19 protein-coding genes are annotated in these 21239 nt (G+C 63.1%); 9 read left to right on the top strand and 10 right to left on the bottom strand.

Annotation, left to right across the window (positions count from 1 at the left end):
• Window positions 1-38: 38 nt before the first annotated feature.
• From RA25_RS05025 to RA25_RS05010, 4 genes are all read right to left on the bottom strand, one after another.
• A complete protein-coding gene (locus tag RA25_RS05025; protein WP_019295959.1) occupies window positions 39-1145 on the bottom strand; it encodes an ABC transporter ATP-binding protein in 1107 nt (368 codons plus the stop codon).
• 221 nt (window positions 1146-1366) lie between these two features.
• The gene (locus tag RA25_RS05020; RefSeq protein ID WP_039170586.1) at window positions 1367-2416 is read right to left on the bottom strand and encodes a methyltransferase domain-containing protein; all 1050 of its coding nucleotides are present in this window, start codon (window positions 2414-2416) and stop codon (window positions 1367-1369) included.
• A 232-nt stretch (window positions 2417-2648) separates the two neighbouring features.
• Window positions 2649-3773: a hypothetical protein gene (locus RA25_RS05015; protein WP_039170585.1), complete on the bottom strand. Its 1125-nt coding sequence runs from the start codon at window positions 3771-3773 to the stop codon at window positions 2649-2651.
• Between the two features lie 13 nt (window positions 3774-3786).
• Window positions 3787-4566 carry an SDR family oxidoreductase gene (locus tag RA25_RS05010; protein ID WP_039145441.1) on the bottom strand — a complete coding sequence of 260 codons (780 nt, stop codon included), beginning with the start codon at window positions 4564-4566 and terminating at the stop codon, window positions 3787-3789.
• Between the two features lie 205 nt (window positions 4567-4771).
• Here RA25_RS05010 and RA25_RS05005 point away from each other — a divergent pair, with 205 nt between their 5' ends.
• The 4 genes from RA25_RS05005 to RA25_RS04990 all read left to right on the top strand — a co-directional run bounded on the left by RA25_RS05005 (window position 4772) and on the right by RA25_RS04990 (window position 9253).
• Window positions 4772-5785, top strand: a complete 1014-nt coding sequence (locus tag RA25_RS05005) for a Hint domain-containing protein (RefSeq protein WP_039171190.1) — start codon at window positions 4772-4774, stop codon at window positions 5783-5785.
• A gap of 151 nt (window positions 5786-5936) precedes the next feature.
• Window positions 5937-6776 (top strand): glycosyl hydrolase, encoded by an 840-nt coding sequence (locus tag RA25_RS05000; protein ID WP_241477362.1) that lies wholly within the window; start codon window positions 5937-5939, stop codon window positions 6774-6776.
• A gap of 236 nt (window positions 6777-7012) precedes the next feature.
• Window positions 7013-8815 carry a CHASE domain-containing protein gene (locus RA25_RS04995; RefSeq protein WP_039170584.1) on the top strand — a complete coding sequence of 601 codons (1803 nt, stop codon included), beginning with the start codon at window positions 7013-7015 and terminating at the stop codon, window positions 8813-8815.
• Between the two features lie 15 nt (window positions 8816-8830).
• A complete protein-coding gene (locus RA25_RS04990; RefSeq protein ID WP_019295966.1) occupies window positions 8831-9253 on the top strand; it encodes a response regulator in 423 nt (140 codons plus the stop codon).
• 299 nt (window positions 9254-9552) lie between these two features.
• Here RA25_RS04990 and RA25_RS04985 read toward each other — a convergent pair whose 3' ends face one another.
• The gene (locus RA25_RS04985) at window positions 9553-10095 is read right to left on the bottom strand and encodes a winged helix-turn-helix transcriptional regulator (protein WP_039170583.1); all 543 of its coding nucleotides are present in this window, start codon (window positions 10093-10095) and stop codon (window positions 9553-9555) included.
• A gap of 39 nt (window positions 10096-10134) precedes the next feature.
• On the opposite strand from RA25_RS04985, the gene RA25_RS04980 reads away from it, so the two are divergent.
• Window positions 10135-10515 carry a VOC family protein gene (locus RA25_RS04980; RefSeq protein ID WP_019295968.1) on the top strand — a complete coding sequence of 127 codons (381 nt, stop codon included), beginning with the start codon at window positions 10135-10137 and terminating at the stop codon, window positions 10513-10515.
• 262 nt (window positions 10516-10777) lie between these two features.
• Here the strand turns inward: RA25_RS04980 and RA25_RS22090 are convergent, their stop codons facing one another.
• Entirely contained in the window at window positions 10778-11143 is a 366-nt protein-coding gene (locus RA25_RS22090) for a BrnA antitoxin family protein (RefSeq protein WP_052254164.1), read from the bottom strand.
• A 210-nt stretch (window positions 11144-11353) separates the two neighbouring features.
• The gene (locus RA25_RS04970; protein ID WP_039170582.1) at window positions 11354-12961 is read right to left on the bottom strand and encodes an ATP-binding protein; all 1608 of its coding nucleotides are present in this window, start codon (window positions 12959-12961) and stop codon (window positions 11354-11356) included.
• A gap of 186 nt (window positions 12962-13147) precedes the next feature.
• Between RA25_RS04970 and RA25_RS04965 the strand changes: the two genes are divergently transcribed.
• The 4 genes from RA25_RS04965 (at window position 13148) to RA25_RS04950 (ending at window position 17778) form a co-directional block, all read left to right on the top strand.
• Entirely contained in the window at window positions 13148-14755 is a 1608-nt protein-coding gene (locus tag RA25_RS04965; RefSeq protein ID WP_039171189.1) for a peptide chain release factor 3, read from the top strand.
• A 101-nt stretch (window positions 14756-14856) separates the two neighbouring features.
• Window positions 14857-15798 (top strand): glycosyltransferase family 2 protein, encoded by a 942-nt coding sequence (locus tag RA25_RS04960; protein WP_039170581.1) that lies wholly within the window; start codon window positions 14857-14859, stop codon window positions 15796-15798.
• A gap of 183 nt (window positions 15799-15981) precedes the next feature.
• Window positions 15982-17394 carry a DEAD/DEAH box helicase gene (locus RA25_RS04955; protein WP_039171187.1) on the top strand — a complete coding sequence of 471 codons (1413 nt, stop codon included), beginning with the start codon at window positions 15982-15984 and terminating at the stop codon, window positions 17392-17394.
• A 189-nt stretch (window positions 17395-17583) separates the two neighbouring features.
• Complete coding sequence (locus tag RA25_RS04950; RefSeq protein ID WP_019295975.1) at window positions 17584-17778, top strand: RSP_7527 family protein; 195 nt, start codon at window positions 17584-17586, stop codon at window positions 17776-17778.
• A gap of 207 nt (window positions 17779-17985) precedes the next feature.
• Here the strand turns inward: RA25_RS04950 and RA25_RS04945 are convergent, their stop codons facing one another.
• The 3 genes from RA25_RS04945 to RA25_RS04935 are packed head-to-tail and all read right to left on the bottom strand — an operon-like array spanning window position 17986 to window position 21191.
• Window positions 17986-19653 carry a ribonuclease J gene (locus RA25_RS04945; RefSeq protein WP_039170580.1) on the bottom strand — a complete coding sequence of 556 codons (1668 nt, stop codon included), beginning with the start codon at window positions 19651-19653 and terminating at the stop codon, window positions 17986-17988.
• Window positions 19650-20432, bottom strand: a complete 783-nt coding sequence (locus tag RA25_RS04940; protein WP_019295977.1) for a type III pantothenate kinase — start codon at window positions 20430-20432, stop codon at window positions 19650-19652. The genes RA25_RS04945 and RA25_RS04940 overlap by 4 nt, the downstream gene beginning before the upstream one ends.
• A 12-nt stretch (window positions 20433-20444) precedes the next feature.
• Complete coding sequence (locus RA25_RS04935; protein ID WP_039170579.1) at window positions 20445-21191, bottom strand: biotin--[acetyl-CoA-carboxylase] ligase; 747 nt, start codon at window positions 21189-21191, stop codon at window positions 20445-20447.
• Window positions 21192-21239: the final 48 nt, after the last annotated feature.

Raw genomic sequence — 21239 nt, 5'->3', positions numbered from 1 at the left:
ACCTCCGGATTCCTCAGTTGCAGAATGCCCGCTAACGCTCAGGCAGGAAAGACAAAACAGCGGTTGCGGCGCACTGTCAGCCACATCACGCGGCCCGCTTCCGGCAGGAACACGTTGGGCACCGTCGCCTTGAGCACCGAGCCGTCGAAATCCATCCGGAACTCCACCAGGCTCTCGCTGCCCAGGAAACGCGCCCGCTCAACAGTTGCGCGGGCCGGCACCCCGTCGCTGGGGGTCGGCAGCGGCCCCTGGCCGCCGCGGTCGAAGTCGATGCGCAGATGCTGCGGGCGGAACACGATTTCCACCGCGGTGCCATCCGCCACGCCGGGCGCCAGGAACTCGCCAAAGGCCGTCTTGGCCAGCGCGCCGTTCACCTCCGCCTTCAGCACGTTCACGTCACTGAAGAAGGAGACCGCGGCCTTGTCCGCCGGGTGGGTATAGACGTTGTAGGGCGCGCCCTGCTGCACGATCCGGCCGCCGCGCATCAGCGCGATCTCATCGGCCATCCGCATCGCCTCTTCCGGCTCATGGGTGACCAGCAGAACGGCGGTGTCTTCTTCTTTCAAGAGGCTCAGCGTCTCATCGCGGATGCCGTCGCGCAGCCGGTTGTCGAGGCCGGAGAACGGCTCATCCATCAGCATGATGCGCGGGCGCGGCGCAATCGCCCGGGCCAGCGCCACCCGCTGCTGCTCGCCGCCCGACAGCTGGTGCGGGTAGCCGTCGATGAAGCGCTTGAGCGAGACCCGGTTCAAAAGCTCCTCGACCCGTGCGCGTTTCTCGTCCTTGCTGCCCTTCAGGCCAAAGCCCACGTTGTCGGCGACGCTCAGGTGCGGGAACAGGGCGAAGTCCTGGAACATCAGCCCGATCTCGCGCCGTTCGGGGGGCACCCTGAACACGGTGTCGCAGATCAGCTTGCCATCGACATAGATCTCGCCGCTGTCCTGCATCTCCACGCCCGCGATCATCCGCAGGGTGGTGGATTTGCCGCAGCCCGAGGGACCCAGCAGGCAGGTCACCTGCCCCGCCTGGATCTGCAGCGAGACATCGTCGACCACCGCGCGCCCTTCGAAGAAGCGCCGGAGGTTGCGGATTTCCAGCCGCGGCGGGGCGATCGTTCGGCTGATGCCGGCGGGGGCAGTGTTCATGAGGCCTCGGGCTGTTTCCGATAAAAACGCTTGGGGTCTCGACGGGATAGCAACCCAGCGGCAGGGCCGCAAGCGGTCAGAAAAGCAGCGGTCGGCCATGAAATCGCGCTGAGGGCAACGTCCGTCCGAGGGCGGGTAAGCGAAGCGTCCGCCCGTGGGGGCGGACGGACGCTGCCCGGCGGCACCGCCGGGCGGTTGGATTCAGTGGCAAATTGACCGTGTTAACAGCACCCCGACGCCGCACCGTCCTGCTCCAGCCCGTTGAAGGGCGAACTGCCGCCGCAGCCGGCAAAGATCCCGTAGTGGGTCTCAAAATCGCCGATGAACTCGAAATGCGGGGCAAAGCGGCTGTCCTGCAGCATCATCCAGGTGTTGCCGCAGACCGGGAACACCTTGCCCGCTTCAATCACATGGTGGCCGTCCAGCATGAACCGGTGCGGCGCATGATCAATGGTGCCCTTGTAGATCACCGCTTGCCCGTAATCCTCGCATGCCGGCTCCAAGGCGGACAGCTTGAACAGCCGGTAAGTGGCCGACAGGAACTTCAGCGGCTGCACCCGCTTCTCCAGCACCGGGTTCTCAATGGTCAGGAGGCGTGAGGTCACCATCCGCGGGTCCTTGAAGCCCGACTCTTTCGCGATTGTCAGGAAGTCGTTCCAATAGAGCGCCCCGGACAGGCATTCGCCATAAAGCACCTCATCCTGCGCCATCTCTTCCGGCACCCGCCGGTCGGCGTAAACGTCGGAGAAATACATCTCCCCGCCCTCTTTCAGCAGATGATGCGCCCCGCGCAGCACCGCGCCCTTGTCGGTGGCCAGGTTGATCACGCAGTTGGAGACGATGATGTCAAAGGAGCCGGGCTCCAGGTCCAGTTCCTCCAGCGTCTCGATAAACCCGTGGTGAAACTCGACGTTGGACTTGGCATAGCCAAATGCCTCAGCATGGTAGTCCTGATGGCGGCGCGCCACCTCCAGCTGGGCAGGCGTCATGTCGACGCCGACGACCCTGCCGTGTTCGCCCACCAGTGCCGATAGCGCATAGACGTCACGGCCCGCACCGCAGCCGAGATCAAGGATGCGCGCGCCCTCCAGCGCCTCCGGCGCGATCAGGCCGCAGCCGTAGTAGCGGGTCAGCACCTCATCGTGAATCTTTGAAAGCACCGCCTTCACATGATCCGGCATGTCGTCCGGCGTGCAGCAGGCGTTGGTCTGGAGATCCTCGCTGCCCTGCAGCACCTCGCCGTAATACGCCTGCACGTTTTCATGTTTCATGGGAGCGCCTTTCCTTATGGTTCCGGACCATCGGGATAGCGCCCCTCAGGCACTCCGGCAATCGGGCCGGCGGGAGGCTTGACGCAACTGTGATGGCACGTGCGGACAAGTCACTGAGGGCAGCGCCCGTCCCGCCGGGGCAGGAAGCAAAGCGCCCGCCCCGGTGAGGGCGGGACGGGCGCTGCCCGGCCTTCGGCCAGGCGGAACGAACATTCAGTTGCTGGTGTAAATCTCACCCCTCCGGCAGCAGCTCAAACGCCGCCTCGGCCCGCACTCTGCCGTTCACCATCAGCTCAATCCGGTGCGGCCCCGGCACCAGTTTGAAGGTCGTGGCGTTGCCCTTCAGCTTGTGACGCTTGTCCAATTGCAACAATTTACTTGAAATTTTCGATTGCTTCAATTTGAACACCTTGGCGGACACCTTCCCGCCAGGCCGCTGGAAATGCAGGATATAATCGACCAGAACCGGCGACCCCGCCTGCCCCTGCAGCTGCGCGGAGAACTCCAGCGCGTCACCAATCCTTACATTTTGCGATTTCAGCACGATTTCGGCGCCCAGCTCCAGATCCGGATCATAGCCCAGCATCTTCATCGCCCTCGGGTGGCCCGCCTTGACCAATCCGCGCAGCGCGTGGGAGGTCATCCAGCCCAGTTCCTTGGCCGACTGCGCCCCGGCGGCCTGCCACGCCTCCAAACGGTCCATCACCAGATCCGGATCTTTCTTGGCGACGTCGTTCAGATGGTTGGCGATCGAGCGGGTGACATAGCGGGTCGGATCGGAATGCAGGCGGTCCAGCAGCGGCAGCGGCTCATCCAGCTGCAATCCCACCGCTTCGCCCCAGGGCAGCCGCGGCCGGGTGCCCTCGCTGACCAGACGGCGGACGTGATAGCTGGAGTGGCTGGCCCACACCTCCATCCGCGCCAGCACCTCCGTCGGCCACCGGTTCAGGAAAGGGCGGATCGCCCATTCCATGGAGAATCGCTGGGTGATTTCCTCCAGCAGGTCCAGCGACAGCTCCGGGTGCGCCTCGATGCCCCTGGCGGCCACATATTCCCCCAATGGCGCATAGATGAAGTCGCCGAAATCATCGTCGGTCTTGGACGGATCCAGCGGCGGCGGCAGCGCCTTCAACAGAACCGGCGCGGCGTCGGGCAGATCCGCCGGCAGATGGTCTGCCAGCACATCTGCAATCAGCGCCATCCGCTGCTTCAGCTCCAGCGCCGGCAGATCGGCCATAACCCGCGCCTCGAAGCCTTCGGCATCAAACCCGCCGTCCGCAGCCGCGAACAGGCCCGCCAGATGGCGAACCTTTTCCCGGTTAAACAACTGGTCTTTCAGGGAAAACCCGCCATCCATGCGCCCTGTCCCCTTACATCGTGGTATTGGTGGCGCCGCCGTCCAGCAGGATGTTCTGCCCGACGATGAAACCCGCGTGCTGCGAACACAGGAAGGCACAGGCGGCCCCGAATTCCTGACGGGTGCCGTAACGGCCTGCGGGAATGGTGGCAAACCGCTGCTTCTGCGCTTCTTCGGGGGTGATCCCCTGCGCCTTGGCCGCGCCGCCGTCCAGCGCCACGGCGCGGTCGGTGGCATGGATGCCCGGCTGCAGGTTGTTGATGGTAACCCCGTGGCCCGCCACCTGCCGCGAGGTGCCCGCGACATAGCCCGTCAGCCCCGCACGGGCCGAGTTTGACAGCCCCAGCACCGACACCGGCGATTTGACAGAGACCGAGGTGATGTTGACCACCCTGCCCCAGCCGCGCTCCATCATGCCGGGCAGCAGCGCCTTCATCAGCGCAATCGGCGCCAGCATGTTGGCATCCAGCGCCTTGATGAAATCCTCGCGGTCCCAGTCGGTCCACATGCCCGGCGGCGGCCCGCCCGCGTTGGTCACCAGGATATCGACGCCCTCCGCCGTATCCAGCACCTGCTTCTGCCCCTCCGGCGTCGCCACATCCGCAGCCACCGTCACCACATCGACCCCGTACTGATCGCGAATGGCCTGCGCCGAGGCCTCCAGCGCCTCAGCCCCGCGGGCGTTCATCACCAGGTTCACACCCGCCTCCGCCAGCGCCTCGGCGCAGCCAAGGCCCAGCCCCTTGCTGCTGGCGCAGACCAGCGCGCGCTTGCCCGAAATACCCAAGTCCATTGCTCATCTCCCTCCGGATTCTCCACCGTTTGCCGGAGCTTGCACCGCGTGGCTGGCAAAGACCAGCCCCGCCCGGCGGCTGACGCAATCGTGAAGCTGCCGGAAAAACAGCCCCGTTCCACCGCCTTTGTGCCACATTCCACGGGCATTTCTGTTGGACAGCGCCCCGCGCGCGCCCGCATTATGGACCAAGACAGACCCGCAGATGGGACAGACAGTGACCGCCAGCCTTTCCTCCGTTCAGGCCTACCCGGCCGAGCGTTTCCGCGTTGAATACGGCGCCAACGCGGGCGATCCGCTTGGCGTGCTCGAGGATCTGGTGCTCGATGACATCTACCTGCTCGACAGCCCGGCCCCGCCGCAGCGCCTCGGCATCGCTGCCCACCATGACGGCAGCTTCACCATTGCGGACGGCACCGCCATCGGCACCCCGGGCGCGGTGCTGCATCTGGATTGCCTGCTGACCCTGATGCCCGACCGCGGCCCCAACACCGAGATTCTGGTGATGGTGGAGGCAGACGCCGAGGGCTACATTGCCGCCATCTTCCTGGTGCCGCTGGCGCCCCTGCAGGTGCAAACCCCCTATACCTTGGTCAAGGCAGAGCGTGAGCCGGCCCGGCGCAAGCTGGCGCAATCGGCCTGTGTGTCCTTTACCCGCGGCACCCGCATCACGCTGTCGACCGGCGAACAGCGCGCGATTGAGGACATGCGCGCCGGCGACCGTGTGCTGACCCGCGACGACGGCATCCAGGAAGTGCGCTGGGTCGGCCAGTCCACCCTGCGGGCAGTGGGCGACATGGCCCCGATCCTGATCCGCAAAGGCGCCCTCAACAACTCAAACGACCTGATCGTCAGCCCCGGCCACCGGCTGATGGTCTACCAGCGCCGCGACGAGATCGGCGCCGGCGCGCCGGAACTGCTGGTACGCGCCCGCGATCTGGTCAACGGCAGCAGTGTGGTGGTGCTGGACGGCGGCTTTACCGACTACTTCCAGATCCTGTTCGACCAGCACCACATCATCTATGCCGAGGGCATTGCGGCTGAGAGCACCTTCCTCGACCCGGTCACCCGGCAGGTGCTGCCCGAGGATTTCTGGGCCTCCCACCCCGGCACCCTGCCCGACTCGCACCAGCGCGGCGCCCACGGGCTGGACGTGAGCCGCTCCCTGCTGGACCGGCCCGACGCGGTGCGGCTGCTGAAACGGTCCTCCCTGCGCTAAGCTGCGGGCCGAAGGCCGAACCGTTTTCCTTTGCTCTCAACCGGTTGCAGGGATGCGGGCAATTTGCTGCCAATTGCACCTGTATTTAGTGGTTTCAGACTGACTCCCACACCAGATCCTGCTATCTTGCTGCCAATAATAAGAGAGCAGCATGATCAGGCACATCTTCCTCACCTTGGGGCTTATGCTATTGGCATGGCCGGCCGCGGCGCAGAAAGCAGGCGTCGGTGCGTGGGAGAACTCCAGCCACAACATCCTGGCCTGGATCGAGGAAACCCCTGGCCTCGGCTGGTACTACAACTGGCGCCCGGATCAGATGTACCACAAGGGCCGCCAAAGCCGCTCTGTCGAATTTGTGCCGATGATCCATGGTGCCCGCGACGTGAACAAGCGCATCCGCTCGGACCAAAGGGTCACCGCGCTTCTGGGCTTTAACGAGCCGGACGGGCACACCGGCGGCCATCAGGCCGGGATGAGCGTGCAGCAAGCCATAAAACTTTGGCCGAAACTGGAACGCCACGGGCTGCGCCTGGGCAGCCCGGCCACCACCCAGCACGGCACCCTGGGGCCCGGCTCCTGGCTGCGCCGCTTCATGGATCAGGCCGAAGCCAAGGGTCTGCGTGTCGATTTCATGGCCGTCCACTATTATTCCACGGATGGCAACGTGAAGGAGTTTGAGCGCTGGCTGCGTGCCGTTCACCGCGAATACGGCCGCCCCGTCTGGGTGACGGAGTTCGCCCATATCGACTGGAACCGCCCGGCGGCTGCCAGCCACGCGCAGAATGCCGCCTTTGCCCGCAAGGCAATTGCGATGATGGAGCGCCTGCCCTTTGTCGAGCGCCACGCCTGGTTCGCCGCCAACCCCTACCCCTGGCAGGGCCGTGCGCCGCAGATCAATCTGCTGCGCGATGACCTGACCCCGACCCAGGCTGGGGACGCCTTTGCCCGCGCCGTCAGCCGCGCGGCCGGCCTGCAGGTGGCCAGCAACTGAAGCAGCGCTTCGGGTGCCGGACCGGCAAACCCGCTGCTTGGGAGCGCTTCCAGCACAGCAGGCGCACGGCCATGCCAGCCGCTCTTAAATGCGGGCAGCTGCCGCATTTCCCCTGCAGGCCAGTTCAAATTTGCCTCTGCTTCCCTAAAAAACAATCACAACCACAGGGAATGTTTATGTATTGTTAAGTCCATTAAAAGCAGAATGAAGCGAACGCGCAAAGGGTTGTGATTTCCATGCCGAATACATTGTCCAAACTGGAAAGCTGGCGCCGCTTCATTAAAGACAGCCACCTGTCCCTGATCCATGCCCTGGTGATTGCCCTGTCGCTGATGATGACCTTCGGCGCCTGGTACTATGCCAATGCGCAGACGGAAAACCGCATCGAAAACGCTTTCAAGGAAGCCCGCGATCAGGCCACCGGCCTGATTTCCGCACGGATGGCAAAATATGAGGATGCTTTGTGGGCCGGTGTTTCAGCCGTCCAGTCCCATGGCGGCGACATGACCTACCAGCAGTGGAAGGAATTTGCGCAGACCCTCCGGCTGGACAAACGCTACCCCGGCATCAACGGCATCGGCATCATCCACCATGTCGAGCCCGGCCAGTTCGGCGCCTACATGCAGGCCCGGCGCGGTGAACGGCCGGATTTTTCGGTCTACCCGGCGCATGATAACAGCATCCGCCTGCCGATCTCCTTCATCGAACCCGAACAGCTGAACGCTGCCGCCGTTGGCCTGGACGTTGCCCACGAAACCAACCGCCGCGAGGCCGCCCTGGCCAGCAGCGCATCCGGCGAGGCCCGGATCACCGGCCCGATCGTGCTGGTGCAGGATGAAAACAGCACCCCCGGTTTCCTGTTCTACGCGCCTTTTTACTCGGATGGCCGCAACGGTGCACAGACCGATGGCAAGCGGCACCTGGACGGCATGGTCTACGCGCCGTTTGTGGTCCGCAAGCTGATGGCAGGCCTGCTGTCCAAGGAGCTCCGGAATGTGCGTTTCAGCATCAGCGACAGCGGCGAAATGATCTATGACGAGCATGATCCGGCGGACCCCCAGTTCGACCCCTCCCCCAAGTTTGCAGAGACCGTCCAGCTGGACATCTACGGGCGCAACTGGACCATTGATTTCCGCACCAGCCTGGGCTTCCGGCAGGCGCATTCCTACTCGCAGCCGACACTCATTCTCATCGGCGGCCTGGTGATCGAGGCGCTGGTCATTTCGCTTCTGTTCTTCATGGCCCGCTCCAATCAGCGCGCCCGCGCCTACGCAGACAGGGTCACGGCAGACCTCAAGGCAGAAACCGCAAAGCTCGAAAAAGCCAACGAGGAGCTGGAACAGTTCGTCTATATCACCTCCCATGACCTCAAGACGCCGGTGCGCGGCATCGGCTCGCTGACGGAAATGATCCAGGAGGATCTTGAGGGCTACTTCAACTCAGCTGAGGCGGACCCGGAAGTGGCCGCCAACCTGCAGCGGATCGCGGAACGGGTGCGCCGGATGAATGACCTGACCCAGGGGGTGATGGAATACGCACGCACCGGCAACCATGCGGTCGAGGACAAGGTGATCAGCCTGCCGGACGTGATGGACACGCTCCGCTCCGACCTCGGCCTGTCCGCCAGCCAGCTGGAGCTGTGCGGGAATGTGACGCATATTGCTGCGGACACATTCAACTTTGTCCGGGTGCTGGAGAATCTGGCCGGCAATGCGGTCAAATACCATCCCGAGCCGGAGCGCCTGAGAATAACCGTCAGCGTGGTGGAGGCGGACGGCCGCTACGATGTCTCAGTCCGCGACAACGGCAACGGCATCGCGCCGGAGCACCACCGCCGGGTCTTCGACGTCTTTCAGACCCTGCGGCGCGCTGGCCAGCCGGAAAGCACCGGGATTGGCCTGGCCATCGTCAAGAAATCGGTGGAACGCCACGGATTTAAGGTGACCCTGCAATCAGAGGTTGGACAAGGCGCCGATTTCCGGTTTAGCTGGCCCGGCCAGGGGGCCGCCGCCGCCCGGCATCAAGACAAGGCCGCCTGACGTGGAGAAGACTGAATGAATATCCTTTTGGTTGAGGACAATGACGTGGACGCTCTCATTCTGGAGCGCACGCTGAAAAAGCATTCCCCGGCAGCCAGGATCGTGCGGGCCTGCGACGGCCTGGAAGCGCTTGACATCCTCACCACCGAACGCGCGCGGGATCTGCCGCGCCCTTTCTTCATTCTGCTGGACATCAACATGCCGCGCATGAACGGGCATGAGTTCCTCGATGCGTTGCGCGCCAAGGAAGAGATTTCCGGCAACATCGTCTTCATGTTCACCACCTCGGACAACCCCAAGGACATTGCCCGCGCCTACCACCGCAACGTCAGCGGCTACATCGTCAAGCCGAGCTCCTCCGCGGGCACCAAAAAAGTGCTGAGCGCGCTGCAGGACATGTGGGAGGTCTGCACCCCGCCGCTCTGCGCCAGCGCCTGACCCCGGCGCGGCCGCAGGGCCGCATCGCGCCTGAAACCGCACCTGAACAGACAGCGCGCTCCAGCGCCGCAAAGCGGCGGAACACGCCCAATCCGCCGCCAGCAGCCCCAATGCCCCCCCCCCCCGCTCGCAGGCACAGCCAGCCCGGACCAGCCGAAACCGATGCGGCATCCGTCCTCATTCCCGTGGTCTGCAAGACAAGGGTTTTGCAGCCATCCAGACAAAGGCTGCGGAAAATCAATTTGGGAAAAGCGGGGCTTTCCAGACTTTCGTCATCTTCCGGCTAACGGCCGATTTTTCTAAGCGAAGCTAATTTCAGGTGCAATGACCTGGCTGATCAGGCCACCAGTGTTCACCGCATAATAGATAGACCTCGGCGGGCGGGCGGCGCCATCTACGCTGCGGCACACCCAGCTTCTTGCCTCCATGGATTTCAATGATTGCGACAACGCCCGGTCTGTTATCGCCGGCAGGTTTCGCTTGATCTCGCTGAAATGGCTTGGTGTGTGGAGCGATGTCAGGATCGGCAATGTCCACGACCGGCGCAGCAACGGTTGATCTTCCTCTGCCGAAACATCGCGGATCTTATGGGCAATGGCCGCCGCTGCAATCCCCAACTGTGTAAGGCGGAACTCCGGGCGCAGCGGATGACCATACCCAGGATTTCGTTCAATCAATCCAATTTCAATCAGGTGATCCATGCTTTGGGCGAAGGCGGTTCTGCCTGCACCGGTCGCAGCCAACAGGGGCGCTTGCCGTCCGGCGACGCCCGAATGCAGGCACGAGAGTATGGGCAGCGCCCAAGCCTTTGATGTGATATTGACAAACGCCTCAATGTCCATAAAGTATAGTTAGTATATTTAAAGTCATAAGGAAAGCCCATGTCACTTGTCGCAGTCGATCAAACCATCACCATCGCAATGTCGGTCAGGGATCGCCATGCGAGCGCGAAGTGGTACGAAGCCATGCTGGGATTTGAGCTGCTCTATCATGCCGATGAGGCGGGCTGGTCCGAGATTCGGACGAACACGCCCGGTGTCGTCATTGGCCTTGGCGAGCACACCAAACCAGCACCCGGCAACTGCGTGCCAGTCTTTGGGATCGCTGATCTGGATTCAGCCCGGCAGAAACTGGAGCAGGCCAAAGTCAGATTTGACGGCGAGACGGATGTCGTCGAGGGCATGGTCAAAACCGCGACGTTCTACGACCCCGACGGCAATGCGCTGATGCTTGCGCAGGATTTGACCGGCGGGATTGAGTAACACGCGGATTTCTTGCGGCCACTGCAGCGTGTCTGCTTCTGGCAGGCACGGTTTCAGCTCCAGCTCACGGCACTTCTTCGGGGCTGCACGTTCAGCCGCAGCCGCCAAACATGTCCCCAAAGCGGCCGCCTAAAGCCTCCGCAGCATTAGCCGGAATGGGCTCTCAGCGGCCGAATGCCTTGATCGGTGTGGAACGTTGCTTCCCAACCGGAAGGCAAAATTCACAATGGGAGGTTTGCCAAACGCAGCCCCCCCTTCCTCCTCACCTCTTCTCCGTCCCGTCCGCGTTCCGGCCCATGGCGATGTAGCGTGCTTGCAGGCTCAGGCGCAGGATCGTGTTGTCCTTGTCATGAGCCTGGATGTAGCCCGCCATGAGCGCCATCCAGTAGGTTCGCAGCACAGAGTTGATCCGGCGGCTGTAGTTCGGGCCCAGCTTGCGGAACCATTTCACCATGTCCGCGTCCAGCCGGATTGTGACACGGGTCTTCGGCTTGTCGATCCGTTCCCAGCTGTCCATGCCGTCCCATTCGCGGGGCAGGCTCTTATCCAGCCAGTCGCGGCGCAGGTCCTGCTGCAGCGCGTCCAGCTCCAGCTGCATTTCATTGTCGTAGTATCGCTTGCTGGGCATCGTTCTCTCCCTTGGCGGCGGCGGTTGCGGTGCGCGGCGGCACTCCCGCGCTTTGCACCACCCTGCCCCAGTCCGGTTAATTCCGCGCCAGCGGTGCGTACGGTGCCCGCGCAACACCTCCGGGCACGCCCCTGGCCCCGCCGTCCGGCACCAGGGGGTGCACAGAGGGTGCACAGGGGGTGCACGCCTGGCACCCCCGGCTTCTGGGGCTTACTTTCCCTGCCGCAGGATCCTGGCCAGCAGCTCATTCTTGCGGAAGGGCTTGGCCAGAAAATCATTCATCCCGGCGGCCAGGCAGGCCTCGACATCGCTGGGCTGGGCATTGGCGGTCAGGGCGATGATCGGGCATTCCGGCAGCCCTGCCTCCCGTTCATGCGCACGGATCCGGCGGGTGGCGTCCAGCCCGCCCAGAACCGGCATCGACAGGTCCATCAGGATCAGATCGGCGCCTTCGGCGGTGAAAACCTCCTGCGCCATCAAGCCATTAGCCGCAAACCGCAAATCGGCGCCGGTGGATTTCAGCATCTTGCGGACCAGCAGCTGGTTGGTCCTGTTGTCTTCCGCCACCAGGATGCGCATGCCATTCAGCGCCTCCGGCGGCAGCTCCGGGACCGCCATCCCGGGCGGAGCGTTCAGCGCCCGCCTGCTGTCCTGAAACGGTGCCATGTCCGGGCCGTCCGGCGCAGCTTCTCGCGCCTGCGGCAGATCCAGGCCAACTGTGAACACCGACCCTTCGCCGGGCACCGAAGAGGCCGTGACCGTGCCCCCCATCCGCTCCACCAGGGCACGGGTGATGGCCAGTCCCAGACCGGTGCCCTCGATCACACGGACCGCCTGCCGGTCGACCTGCTCAAAGGCGGAGAAGATCCATTTCATTTGCGAGGGCTCGATCCCGATACCGGAATCCGAGACCTGAATGCGCAGGGGCAATTTGGCTGCCCGGGGGTCATAGGCGGCGCTAACGGTAACATGGCCGTCTTCGGTGAACTTGATCGCGTTTCCCAGCAGGTTCATCAGGATCTGGCGGATCTTGCTCGCATCGCCCACAAACTCATGCGGCACATCTTCGGGATATTCGGTGCGAAGGTCGATCCCCTTGTAGGCAGCCCTGGCCCACAGAAGAGTGCCCACGTCCTGAACCACGTCCCGCAGTGAAAACGGCGCATCGTGCAGGGAGATCTTGTCGGCCTGGATTTTGGAGAAATCGAGCACATCGTTGATGACTGTCAGCAGGGCGTTTGCGGAGTTGAAAATCGTGTCGGCAAACAGCTGCTGCTGTTCGTCCAGATCCGTCTCCTTGAGCAGCTCGCACATGCCGATGATGCCGTTCATCGGCGTCCTGATCTCGTGGCTCATGTTGGCTAGAAACCGTTCCTTGGCCTGGCTGGCCTCCTCGGCCTTGTCCAGCGCCATCCGGGTCAGTTCCAGCGCCTCATCGCGTTCCCGTTCCGTCGTGACGTCAGTCGAAGACCCGACGAGATAGGTCAGCCGCCCCTCTTCATTGAACACGGGGCGAAGCGTGGTGCTGAGGTATTTTTCCCTGTTCTGGGTAGGAAGGACAATATCGTAGGTGGCTTCCTTGCCGCTGCTGATGACCGCCAGATGGTGGTTCAAGGCACGGCGGCCGGTTGCCCCGCCATAGAGTTCAAGCGCAGTCTTGCCTGCATAATCACTGCGCTGGAACTTGGTGAACTCCCGCGACCTGGTGTTCATGGCGACGTAGCGCGGCAGGCCGTCGTCGCCCACCTTCAGAACGATCACCGCGATTTCGACTGCGTCGAGAACGCCAAAATGATCTGAGAATTCATCCTGCTGCACGTATCGTTCCTGAAACGGGTGGGCCATTGAAATCCTGTAACACACAGGTGCGGCGCAAGTGTTACAGGAAAAGCGTTAGCGAATTATAGGCAAAACATTCGATGTCTTTGCGGAATGCTGGTCCAGCGCGCCCTCCAGCCTCCGTTTTCCTTGCCTCTGACGCGGTTTGTGGATACAGCCACCCGCATGTTGGACACCGCTGCAAACCGCCCCGAACTGCCCGCCGAAATTGCGCGGCGCCGGACCTTTGCGATCATCTCGCACCCGGACGCCGGCAAGACCACGCTGACTGAAAAGTTCCTGCTCTATGGCGGTGCTATTCAGATGGCCGGCCAGGTGCGGGCCAAGGGTGAGGCGCGGCGCACGCGGTCGGACTTCATGCAGATGGAGAAGGATCGCGGGATCTCTGTCTCGGCGTCCGCAATGTCCTTTGACTTCAGCGGTTTCCGCTTCAACCTGGTGGACACGCCCGGCCACTCGGACTTCTCCGAGGACACCTACCGCACGCTGACGGCGGTGGATGCGGCGGTGATGGTCATCGACGGCGCCAAGGGTGTGGAAAGCCAGACGCAGAAGCTGTTTGAGGTCTGCCGCCTGCGCGACCTGCCGATCCTGACTTTCTGTAACAAGATGGACCGCGAAAGCCGCGACACCTTTGAGATCATCGACGAGATCCAGGAGATGCTGGCGATCGACGTGACGCCCGCCAGCTGGCCCATCGGCGTGGGCCGCGATTTCATCGGCTGCTATGACATGCTGCGCGACCGGCTGGAGCTGATGGACCGCGCCGACCGCAACAAGGTGGCGGAAAGCATTGCGATTGAGGGCCTGGACGACCCCAAGCTGGCCGAATATGTGCCGGCGCATCTGCTGGACAAGCTGCTGGAAGAGGTCGAGATGGCGCGCGAACTGCTGCCCGCCCTGGACCCGCAATCGGTGCTTGAGGGGCATATGACCCCGATCTGGTTCGGCTCCGCCATCAACTCCTTCGGCGTCAAGGAACTGATGGACGGCATTGGCGCATACGGCCCCGAGCCGCAGCCGCAGTCCGCTGAACCCCGCCAAGTCAGCCCGGAGGAAAAGAAAGTCTCGGGGTTTGTTTTCAAGGTTCAGGCAAACATGGACCCCAAGCACCGCGACCGGGTGGCCTTTGTGCGGATGGCCTCCGGCCACTTCAAACGCGGCATGAAGCTGACGCACGTGCGCACCAAGAAACCGATGGCAGTATCCAACCCGGTGCTGTTTCTGGCGTCCGACCGGGAGCTGGCGGAGGAAGCCTGGGCCGGTGACATCATCGGCATCCCAAACCACGGCCAGCTGCGCATCGGCGACACCTTGACCGAGGGCGAGGCGATCCGGGTGACCGGCATCCCATCCTTTGCCCCGGAACTGCTGCAGGGTGTGCGAGCGGGCGACCCGATGAAGGCCAAGCACCTGGAAAAGGCGCTGATGCAGTTTGCCGAGGAAGGTGCCGCCAAGGTCTTCAAACCCTCGATCGGCTCCGGTTTCATCGTCGGCGTCGTGGGCCAGCTGCAGTTCGAAGTTCTGGCCAGCCGGATCGAGATGGAATACGGCCTGCCGGTGCGGTTCGAGGCGAGCCAGTTCACCTCAGCCCGCTGGGTCAGCGGCGACAAGGCAGCGGTGGAGAAATTCACCAACGCCAACAAGCAGCACATCGCCCACGACCACGACGGCGACATCGTCTATCTGACCCGCCTGCAATGGGACATCGACCGGGTGGTGCGCGATTATCCGGACTTGAATCTGACCGCGACCAAGGAAATGATGGTGTAACCGAAACGCCCGGAACACCCCGGGCGTTTTTCTTTGCTGGGCTTGCACTTTTCCTTGTCCGCGGAAAAGGTTGTGAAAATCAGCAGCGCAAGAGGCAGGCAATGGCGGACCGGGATGTCAAATGGGGCATTGTCAGCACCATCAAGGCTGACACCAGGGCCATTCTGGATTTTGCCGCCTATCACCTCGACCTGGGCGCCCACCGGCTGCACATCTATCTGGATGAGCCGAACCCGGAGGCCTATACGCACCTGAAACAGCATCCCAAGGTCAGGGTCACCACCTGTGACGCCAGCCATTGGAAGCGGCTCAAGAAGCACCGTCCGGTCAAGCACCAGGTCCGCCAGACACTGAATGCAACCCACGCTTATGAGCGAATCCAGACGGAATGGATCGCACATATTGACGTGGATGAATTCCTGTGGCCGTCCTTCGATCTGGGGCAGATGCTGGCTGCACTGCCGCAGGGCGTCCTAAGCGCCCGGGTGCGTCCGCTGGAGGCCTTGGCGGGACGCGAGGGCGAATTCAAGGCGATGATCCCCAAGGGACCGGAGCGGGAGGCGGAAGTCCGGGCGGTTTACCCGGCCTTTGGCGGTTTTCTCAAAGGCGGTTTCCTGAGCCATACCGCGGGCAAGGTCATAGCAAGAACAGGCCTGCCCAACGCTGAACTGCGGATTCATAACCTGTTTCAGGAGGGTGGGACCCTTGCTGAAAGCCACGAACTGGTTCAGGCCGACCTGTGCCATTGCCATGCGGCCAGCTGGGAGCATTGGCAATCCGTCTACCGGTACCGCCTGGAACGCGGCTCCTACCGGCCAGAGCTTGGTCCGGGTTATGCCCGGATCATGGGCGGGCTCAACACGCATGAGCTGCTGTCGCTGATCGAGGAGGAACACGGTGAAAACGGCCTGCGCAGTTTCTTTGACGAAATCAGCGCCAAGGACCCGGCGGTCTACCGCAAGCTGCAGGAGCGCGGCCTTTTGAGGAATCGCCCCCTCGGCCTGGAGGAGAAACGGCAAAAACACTTCCCTGGTTTCGGCTGATTTGTTTCCATTTTGCCGATCCTGGCAACGAAAACCTTGCAAAATCCGGCATTAATTGACCTCAGCATGGGATTTTGCTATGCCCCGCCACGAGCCGGCAGCTGCCACACCGCATGACCTTTTGCGGAGCCGGCTGCAACACACACGCGCGGGCCAGGTCAGTGTCCGCAATGACGGATGCATATGACAAAATTCACCGATCTGAACCTTAATCCCAAGGTCCTCAAAGCTATTGAGGAAGCCGGGTACGAAACCCCCACCCCGATTCAGGCAGGGGCCATCCCGCCGGCGCTGGAGGGACGCGATGTTCTGGGAATCGCCCAGACCGGCACCGGCAAGACCGCGTCGTTCACGCTGCCGATGATCACGCTTCTGGCCCGCGGCCGCGCCCGCGCCCGGATGCCGCGCAGCCTGGTGCTGTGCCCCACCCGCGAGCTGGCTGCCCAGGTGGCGGAAAACTTCGACACCTATGCCAAGCATGTGAAGCTCACCAAGGCGCTGCTGATCGGCGGGGTCTCCTTCAAGGAGCAGGACGCGCTGATCGACAAGGGTGTCGACGTGCTGATCGCCACCCCGGGCCGTCTGCTGGACCATTTCGAGCGCGGCAAGCTGCTGCTCACCGGTGTGCAGATCATGGTGGTGGACGAGGCCGACCGGATGCTCGACATGGGCTTCATCCCGGATATCGAGCGCATCTTCTCGCTGACGCCGTTTACCCGCCAGACCCTGTTCTTCTCCGCCACCATGGCACCGGAGATCGAACGGATCACCAACACATTCCTGTCCGGTCCGGCCCGTATCGAAGTGGCCCGCCAGGCCACCGCGTCGGAAACCATCGAGCAGGCCGTGGTGCAGTTCAAGGCGTCGCGCCGTGACCGCGAGGGCAGCGAGAAACGCAAGGTGCTGCGCGCCCTGATCGACGCTGAGGGCGACAAGCTGACCAATGGCATCATCTTCTGCAACCGCAAGACGGATGTGGATATCTGCGCGAAATCGCTCAAGAAATACGGCTATGACGCGGCTGCCATCCACGGTGACCTGGATCAAAGCCAGCGCACCAAGACCTTGGACGCCTTCCGCGAAGGCAACCTGCGCATTCTGGTAGCCTCTGATGTGGCTGCACGCGGTCTGGACGTGCCGAGCGTCAGCCATGTGTTCAACTTTGACGTTCCTGGCCACGCAGAGGACTACGTCCATCGCATCGGCCGCACCGGCCGTGCCGGCCGCGAGGGCAAGGCGATCACCATCTGCATCCCGCGCGACGACAAGGCGCTGGCGGCAGTGGAAGGCCTGATCCAGAAGGAAATTCCGCGGCTGGAGAACCCGGTCAAGCCGGAGCCCAAGAAAGAAAAGCCTGCCCGCCCTGCCAAAGCAGAAAAGGCAGAAAAGGCAGACAAGGCAGACGCGGATACCCGCGAAAGCCGCAAGGACGAGAGCCGCGAGCGCCGCAGGGATGAAAAACCCGCGCAGAAGCAGGAGCGTTCCTCTGGCCGCGGCGGCAAACACGGCAAGCGTGACGACAAGGCTGTGGTTGGCATGGGCGACCACCTGCCGAGCTTTATCGCGCTCAGCTTTGCCGAGCGCCGCGCCAGCTGATACCTCAGCAGCAGGCAGAAAGATCAGGCCGCCCCCGGGGCGGCCTTTTTTTTTGGCATTCAGGCCTGCCCGCAATGCACCTGCAGCATGGTTACCTTTGCGCTTGCAGCATAACGGGTCTTCGATCTTGTGTGGCGTCAATCCGCTCAAACCGGCGTATTGCATCCATCAACACGAAACGCGCCATTGATGATGGGCTACGCCATGAAAACCAACGACACCAAAACTCTGACCATTTCCCAGTTCCAGGCCATTGAGGCCCGCGCGCATGAGCTGCGCGCGCAAGCCTTTGCCGCCATGGTGCGCCGCCTGTTCGGCGCCCTGTTCAGCGCTCCGCGCAAAGTGGTCTCCTGCCCCAGCTGCGCCCGTCCGCTGCACGGCTGAGGTTGTCACGGCTTCTTGCGAAGCTGCACCCTGAATTGAAAACGCCGCGTGCCCCAGGGGCCGCGGCGTTTCTGTTTTTTAAGCCTTACCAGCCCGCGCCCGCGCCGCAGGCCCGTCAGGGGCTGCGGTGCCAGGCCCAACGGGGCCTGCTGCATCCTTGATGCCGCATGGGCCGGGCGGGAGATCCGCCCTGCCCTGCCGGCAGAATCAGCGCATGCGGCTGACCACCACTGTCACCTCGGGTTTCTTGCCGATCTCGGCCTGCGCGGTCTGGCGGGTGATGCGGCGCAGCTCCTGCTCCAGCCTGTCGTCATCGCGCAGGGTCTTGGCGCCGGCGCGCATCAGGAACTGGTTCAGGTCCTCCTCCAGCACCTCGACCAGCGCCGCGTTGGAGGTGCCGGTCTCGGGCAGCCCCTTGAGATCGCACCAGGGCTCGCCCAGCGGTTCGTCTTCTTCATCGAGGATCACCGTCACCAGCACATGGCCATTCAGCGCCATGCGGATGCGGTCGCGCACGATGCCATCCAGCGCGCCGTATTTGACAGAACCGTCCAGATAGGTGCGGCCGGTCTCGATCCACTCGGTCACCTTGGGCGCATCGCCGGTCAGGTCCATCATCATGCCGTTCACCACCACGGCGCTGGCGATGCCCTTCTCCTCGCCCAGGCGGGCGTGCTGGCGCAGGTGGCGGTGCTCACCGTGCATCGGGATCAGCATCTTGGGCTTCAGCAGAGTGTGAACCGCCTCCAGGTCCGGACCGTTGGCGTGGCCGGAGACGTGGTAGAGGCCGGAGCTGTCATCGACCACATCCACACCCATTTCGGAGAACTGGTTGATGATGCGGATGACGCCCTTCTCGTTGCCCGGGATGGTCTTGGAGGAGAACAGGAACAGGTCGCCCTCTTTCAGCTCCAGCCCGCGGTACTTGCCGCGCGCCAGCTGCGCGGTGGCGGCACGGCGCTCGCCCTGGCTGCCGGTGGTGATCAGCATCAGGTTGTCGCGCGGCACGTTGGCGGCATCTTCTGGGCTGATCACCTTGGGGAAATCCACCAGCACGCCGGTTTCTACAGCCGCCTCGATCATCCGGCGCATGGCACGGCCCAGCAGCACCACGGAGCGGCCCGCTTTCACACCGGCTTCGGCCAGGGTTTTCACCCGCGCCACGTTGGAGGCGAATGTGGTGGCGGCGACCAGCCCCTTGGCCTCGGAGAACAGCTTGGTGATCTCTTCCGGAAGTTCAGATTCCGAACGGCCCGGATGCTGCGAGAACACATTGGTGGAATCGCAGACCAGCGCCTGGATGCCGTCCTTGGCGATATCCGCCCACATCTCCGGATCAAAGGGCTCGCCCACCAGCGGGTTTGCATCCAGCTTGAAGTCGCCGGTGTGCACCACCCGCCCCGCCGGGCTGTCGATCACCAGCGCGCCGCTTTCGGGGATTGAGTGGCTCATCGGCGCAACGCCGATGGTAAAGGGGCCAAGCTTGGTTGTCTCCGGCCAGGCCTGAACGGTGTGCACATTGGCCGGGTCGTGGCCTGCTTCTTCCATCTTGCGGCGCGCCAGGTTGGCGGTGAAGGCGCGGGCATAGACCGGCACATTCAGATGCGCGTAAAGATGGGCAATGGCGCCGATGTGGTCCTCGTGCCCGTGGGTGATGAAGATGCCTTCCAGCCGGTCGGCGCGCTCCTTCAGCCAGGTGATGTCGGGCATGATCAGGTCGACGCCCGGTGTGGTGTCCATGTCCGGGAATGTCACGCCCAGGTCGACCAGGATCAGCCGTTCCTTGCCCTGCGGGCCGTAGCCGTAAACATAGGCGTTCATGCCAATTTCACCCGCCCCGCCGAGGGGCAGGTAGATCAATCTATCACTGCTCATGCGTCAGTACCGTTTTCCTTGTTGTATTTATGGATGATCTGCAGCCCATGCATGGTGAGATCATCCTCATATGCGTCAAACAGATCGGCAGATTGCTGGAACAATGGCGCCAGCCCGCCGGTTGAGATTACTTTCATCGGCACCGCGCGTTCCGCCTTGATGCGTTCGCATATCTCGCGCACGAGGCCGACATAGCCCCAGAACACACCGGACTGCATACAGGCAACGGTATTGGTGCCGATCACATTCTGCGGCTTGGAAATATCCACATGGGGCAGCGCAGCTGCGGCCTGGTGCAGCGCCTCAAGGCTCAGGTTCACGCCGGGCGCGATCACCCCGCCGACATAGGCGCCGTCTTCTGCCACCACGTCAAAGGTGGTGGCGGTGCCAAAGTCCACCACGATCAGGTTGCCGCCATAGGTGTCAAACCCTGAAACCGTGTTGACCAGCCGGTCGGGGCCGACCGCGGTGCCCTCGTCCACCCGCACCGCAACGGGCAGCAAGCATTCGGGTTTGCCCACCACCAGGGGACGTGTGTTGAAATAGCGGTCCGCCAGCACACGCAGGTTGAACACCACCCGCGGCACGGTGGAGGAGATAATCATGTCGGTGATATCCGCCTCGATCCCCTGCAGCCGCATCAGCGTGCTGAGCCAGACGTAGTACTGGTCCGCCGTGCGCTGCCATTCGGTGGCGGTGCGCCACATACCGATGAACTTCTCGCCGTCATAGATCGAGAAGACGGTGTTGGTATTGCCGCAATCAACTGCCAGAAGCATTGCTGCTCCTTCCTAGAAATAGATGTCTGCCGCGGGAATGCTGACGCGGCCCTTGGCGGTGTTTAGGACAAGGTTGCCGCTGGCGTCCACCGTTTCAAAGGTGCCTTCGGTCTCTGACGACGCAGTCTTGGCCGTGATCACCTCGCCCAGCTTGGCCGCACGTGAGAGCCATTCCGTGCGGATCGGCTCGAACCCGTAGGTTGCGAACTGCTGCTCATAGCGGGCGAAGGCCTCGGCCACGGCCTCCAGGAATTCCTCCGGCGTGACCTGCACGCCGGTCTCCGACAACAGCGACACAGGCCAGACCGCGCCGGGTTCCAGCCATTCCTTCATCGGCGTTTCCACCAGGTTGACGCCGATGCCGACAAACAGGTGGTTCACGCCTTTGCCGTTGCCCGCGCTTTCCAGAAGGATCCCCGCCAGTTTGCCGCCCTTCAGCAGCACATCGTTCGGCCATTTCAGGGACAGGCCCTCACTGCGGCCAGTGACCGCGACACAGGCGTCATAGACCGCCAAGGCAGCGACAAAGCTGCGCAGCGCCGCCTGATCCGGGGCGCCTTCGGGGCGCATCACCAAGGTGGCTGCAAAGTTGCCCTTGGGATCCTTCCAGTCGCGGCCGCGGCGGCCCCGCCCTTGCGTCTGGCGCAGGGCCAGGATCCATTCAGGACCTGCCAGTTCCCCGGCGATGCGGGCGGCCTCGTTCAGGGTGCTGTCCACCTCATCAAGCACCCGTTTTCCATATCCTGCTGGCCAGCTCATGTGCGCTCCTTAGATGCGGAAAGGCCCGGTCGCAAGACCGGGCCTCTT

This window comes from Leisingera sp. ANG-S5 (assembly GCF_000813925.1).
In the GTDB taxonomy this organism is placed as follows: Bacteria; Pseudomonadota; Alphaproteobacteria; order Rhodobacterales; family Rhodobacteraceae; genus Leisingera.
The sequence above is the reverse complement of the archived record's forward strand: the minus strand, read 5'-3'. Positions and strand labels throughout refer to the sequence as shown.

Bases quoted from the DNA above. Each gene is read 5' to 3' on its own strand.
- RA25_RS05005 (WP_039171190.1), top strand. From the start codon at position 4,772: ATGGGACAGACAGTGACCGCCAGCCTTTCCTCCGTTCAGGCCTACCCG.
- RA25_RS05020 (WP_039170586.1), bottom strand. From the start codon at position 2,416: ATGAAACATGAAAACGTGCAGGCGTATTACGGCGAGGTGCTGCAGGGC.
- RA25_RS05025 (WP_019295959.1), bottom strand. From the start codon at position 1,145: ATGAACACTGCCCCCGCCGGCATCAGCCGAACGATCGCCCCGCCGCGG.
- RA25_RS04995 (WP_039170584.1), top strand. From the start codon at position 7,013: ATGCCGAATACATTGTCCAAACTGGAAAGCTGGCGCCGCTTCATTAAA.
- RA25_RS04965 (WP_039171189.1), top strand. From the start codon at position 13,148: ATGTTGGACACCGCTGCAAACCGCCCCGAACTGCCCGCCGAAATTGCG.
- RA25_RS04990 (WP_019295966.1), top strand. From the start codon at position 8,831: ATGAATATCCTTTTGGTTGAGGACAATGACGTGGACGCTCTCATTCTG.
- RA25_RS22090 (WP_052254164.1), bottom strand. From the start codon at position 11,143: ATGCCCAGCAAGCGATACTACGACAATGAAATGCAGCTGGAGCTGGAC.
- RA25_RS04940 (WP_019295977.1), bottom strand. From the start codon at position 20,432: ATGCTTCTGGCAGTTGATTGCGGCAATACCAACACCGTCTTCTCGATC.
- RA25_RS04955 (WP_039171187.1), top strand. From the start codon at position 15,982: ATGACAAAATTCACCGATCTGAACCTTAATCCCAAGGTCCTCAAAGCT.
- RA25_RS04980 (WP_019295968.1), top strand. From the start codon at position 10,135: ATGTCACTTGTCGCAGTCGATCAAACCATCACCATCGCAATGTCGGTC.
- RA25_RS05010 (WP_039145441.1), bottom strand. From the start codon at position 4,566: ATGGACTTGGGTATTTCGGGCAAGCGCGCGCTGGTCTGCGCCAGCAGC.
- RA25_RS04950 (WP_019295975.1), top strand. From the start codon at position 17,584: ATGATGGGCTACGCCATGAAAACCAACGACACCAAAACTCTGACCATT.
- RA25_RS05000 (WP_241477362.1), top strand. From the start codon at position 5,937: ATGATCAGGCACATCTTCCTCACCTTGGGGCTTATGCTATTGGCATGG.
- RA25_RS04960 (WP_039170581.1), top strand. From the start codon at position 14,857: ATGGCGGACCGGGATGTCAAATGGGGCATTGTCAGCACCATCAAGGCT.
- RA25_RS04945 (WP_039170580.1), bottom strand. From the start codon at position 19,653: ATGAGCAGTGATAGATTGATCTACCTGCCCCTCGGCGGGGCGGGTGAA.
- RA25_RS04985 (WP_039170583.1), bottom strand. From the start codon at position 10,095: ATGGACATTGAGGCGTTTGTCAATATCACATCAAAGGCTTGGGCGCTG.
- RA25_RS05015 (WP_039170585.1), bottom strand. From the start codon at position 3,773: ATGGATGGCGGGTTTTCCCTGAAAGACCAGTTGTTTAACCGGGAAAAG.
- RA25_RS04935 (WP_039170579.1), bottom strand. From the start codon at position 21,191: ATGAGCTGGCCAGCAGGATATGGAAAACGGGTGCTTGATGAGGTGGAC.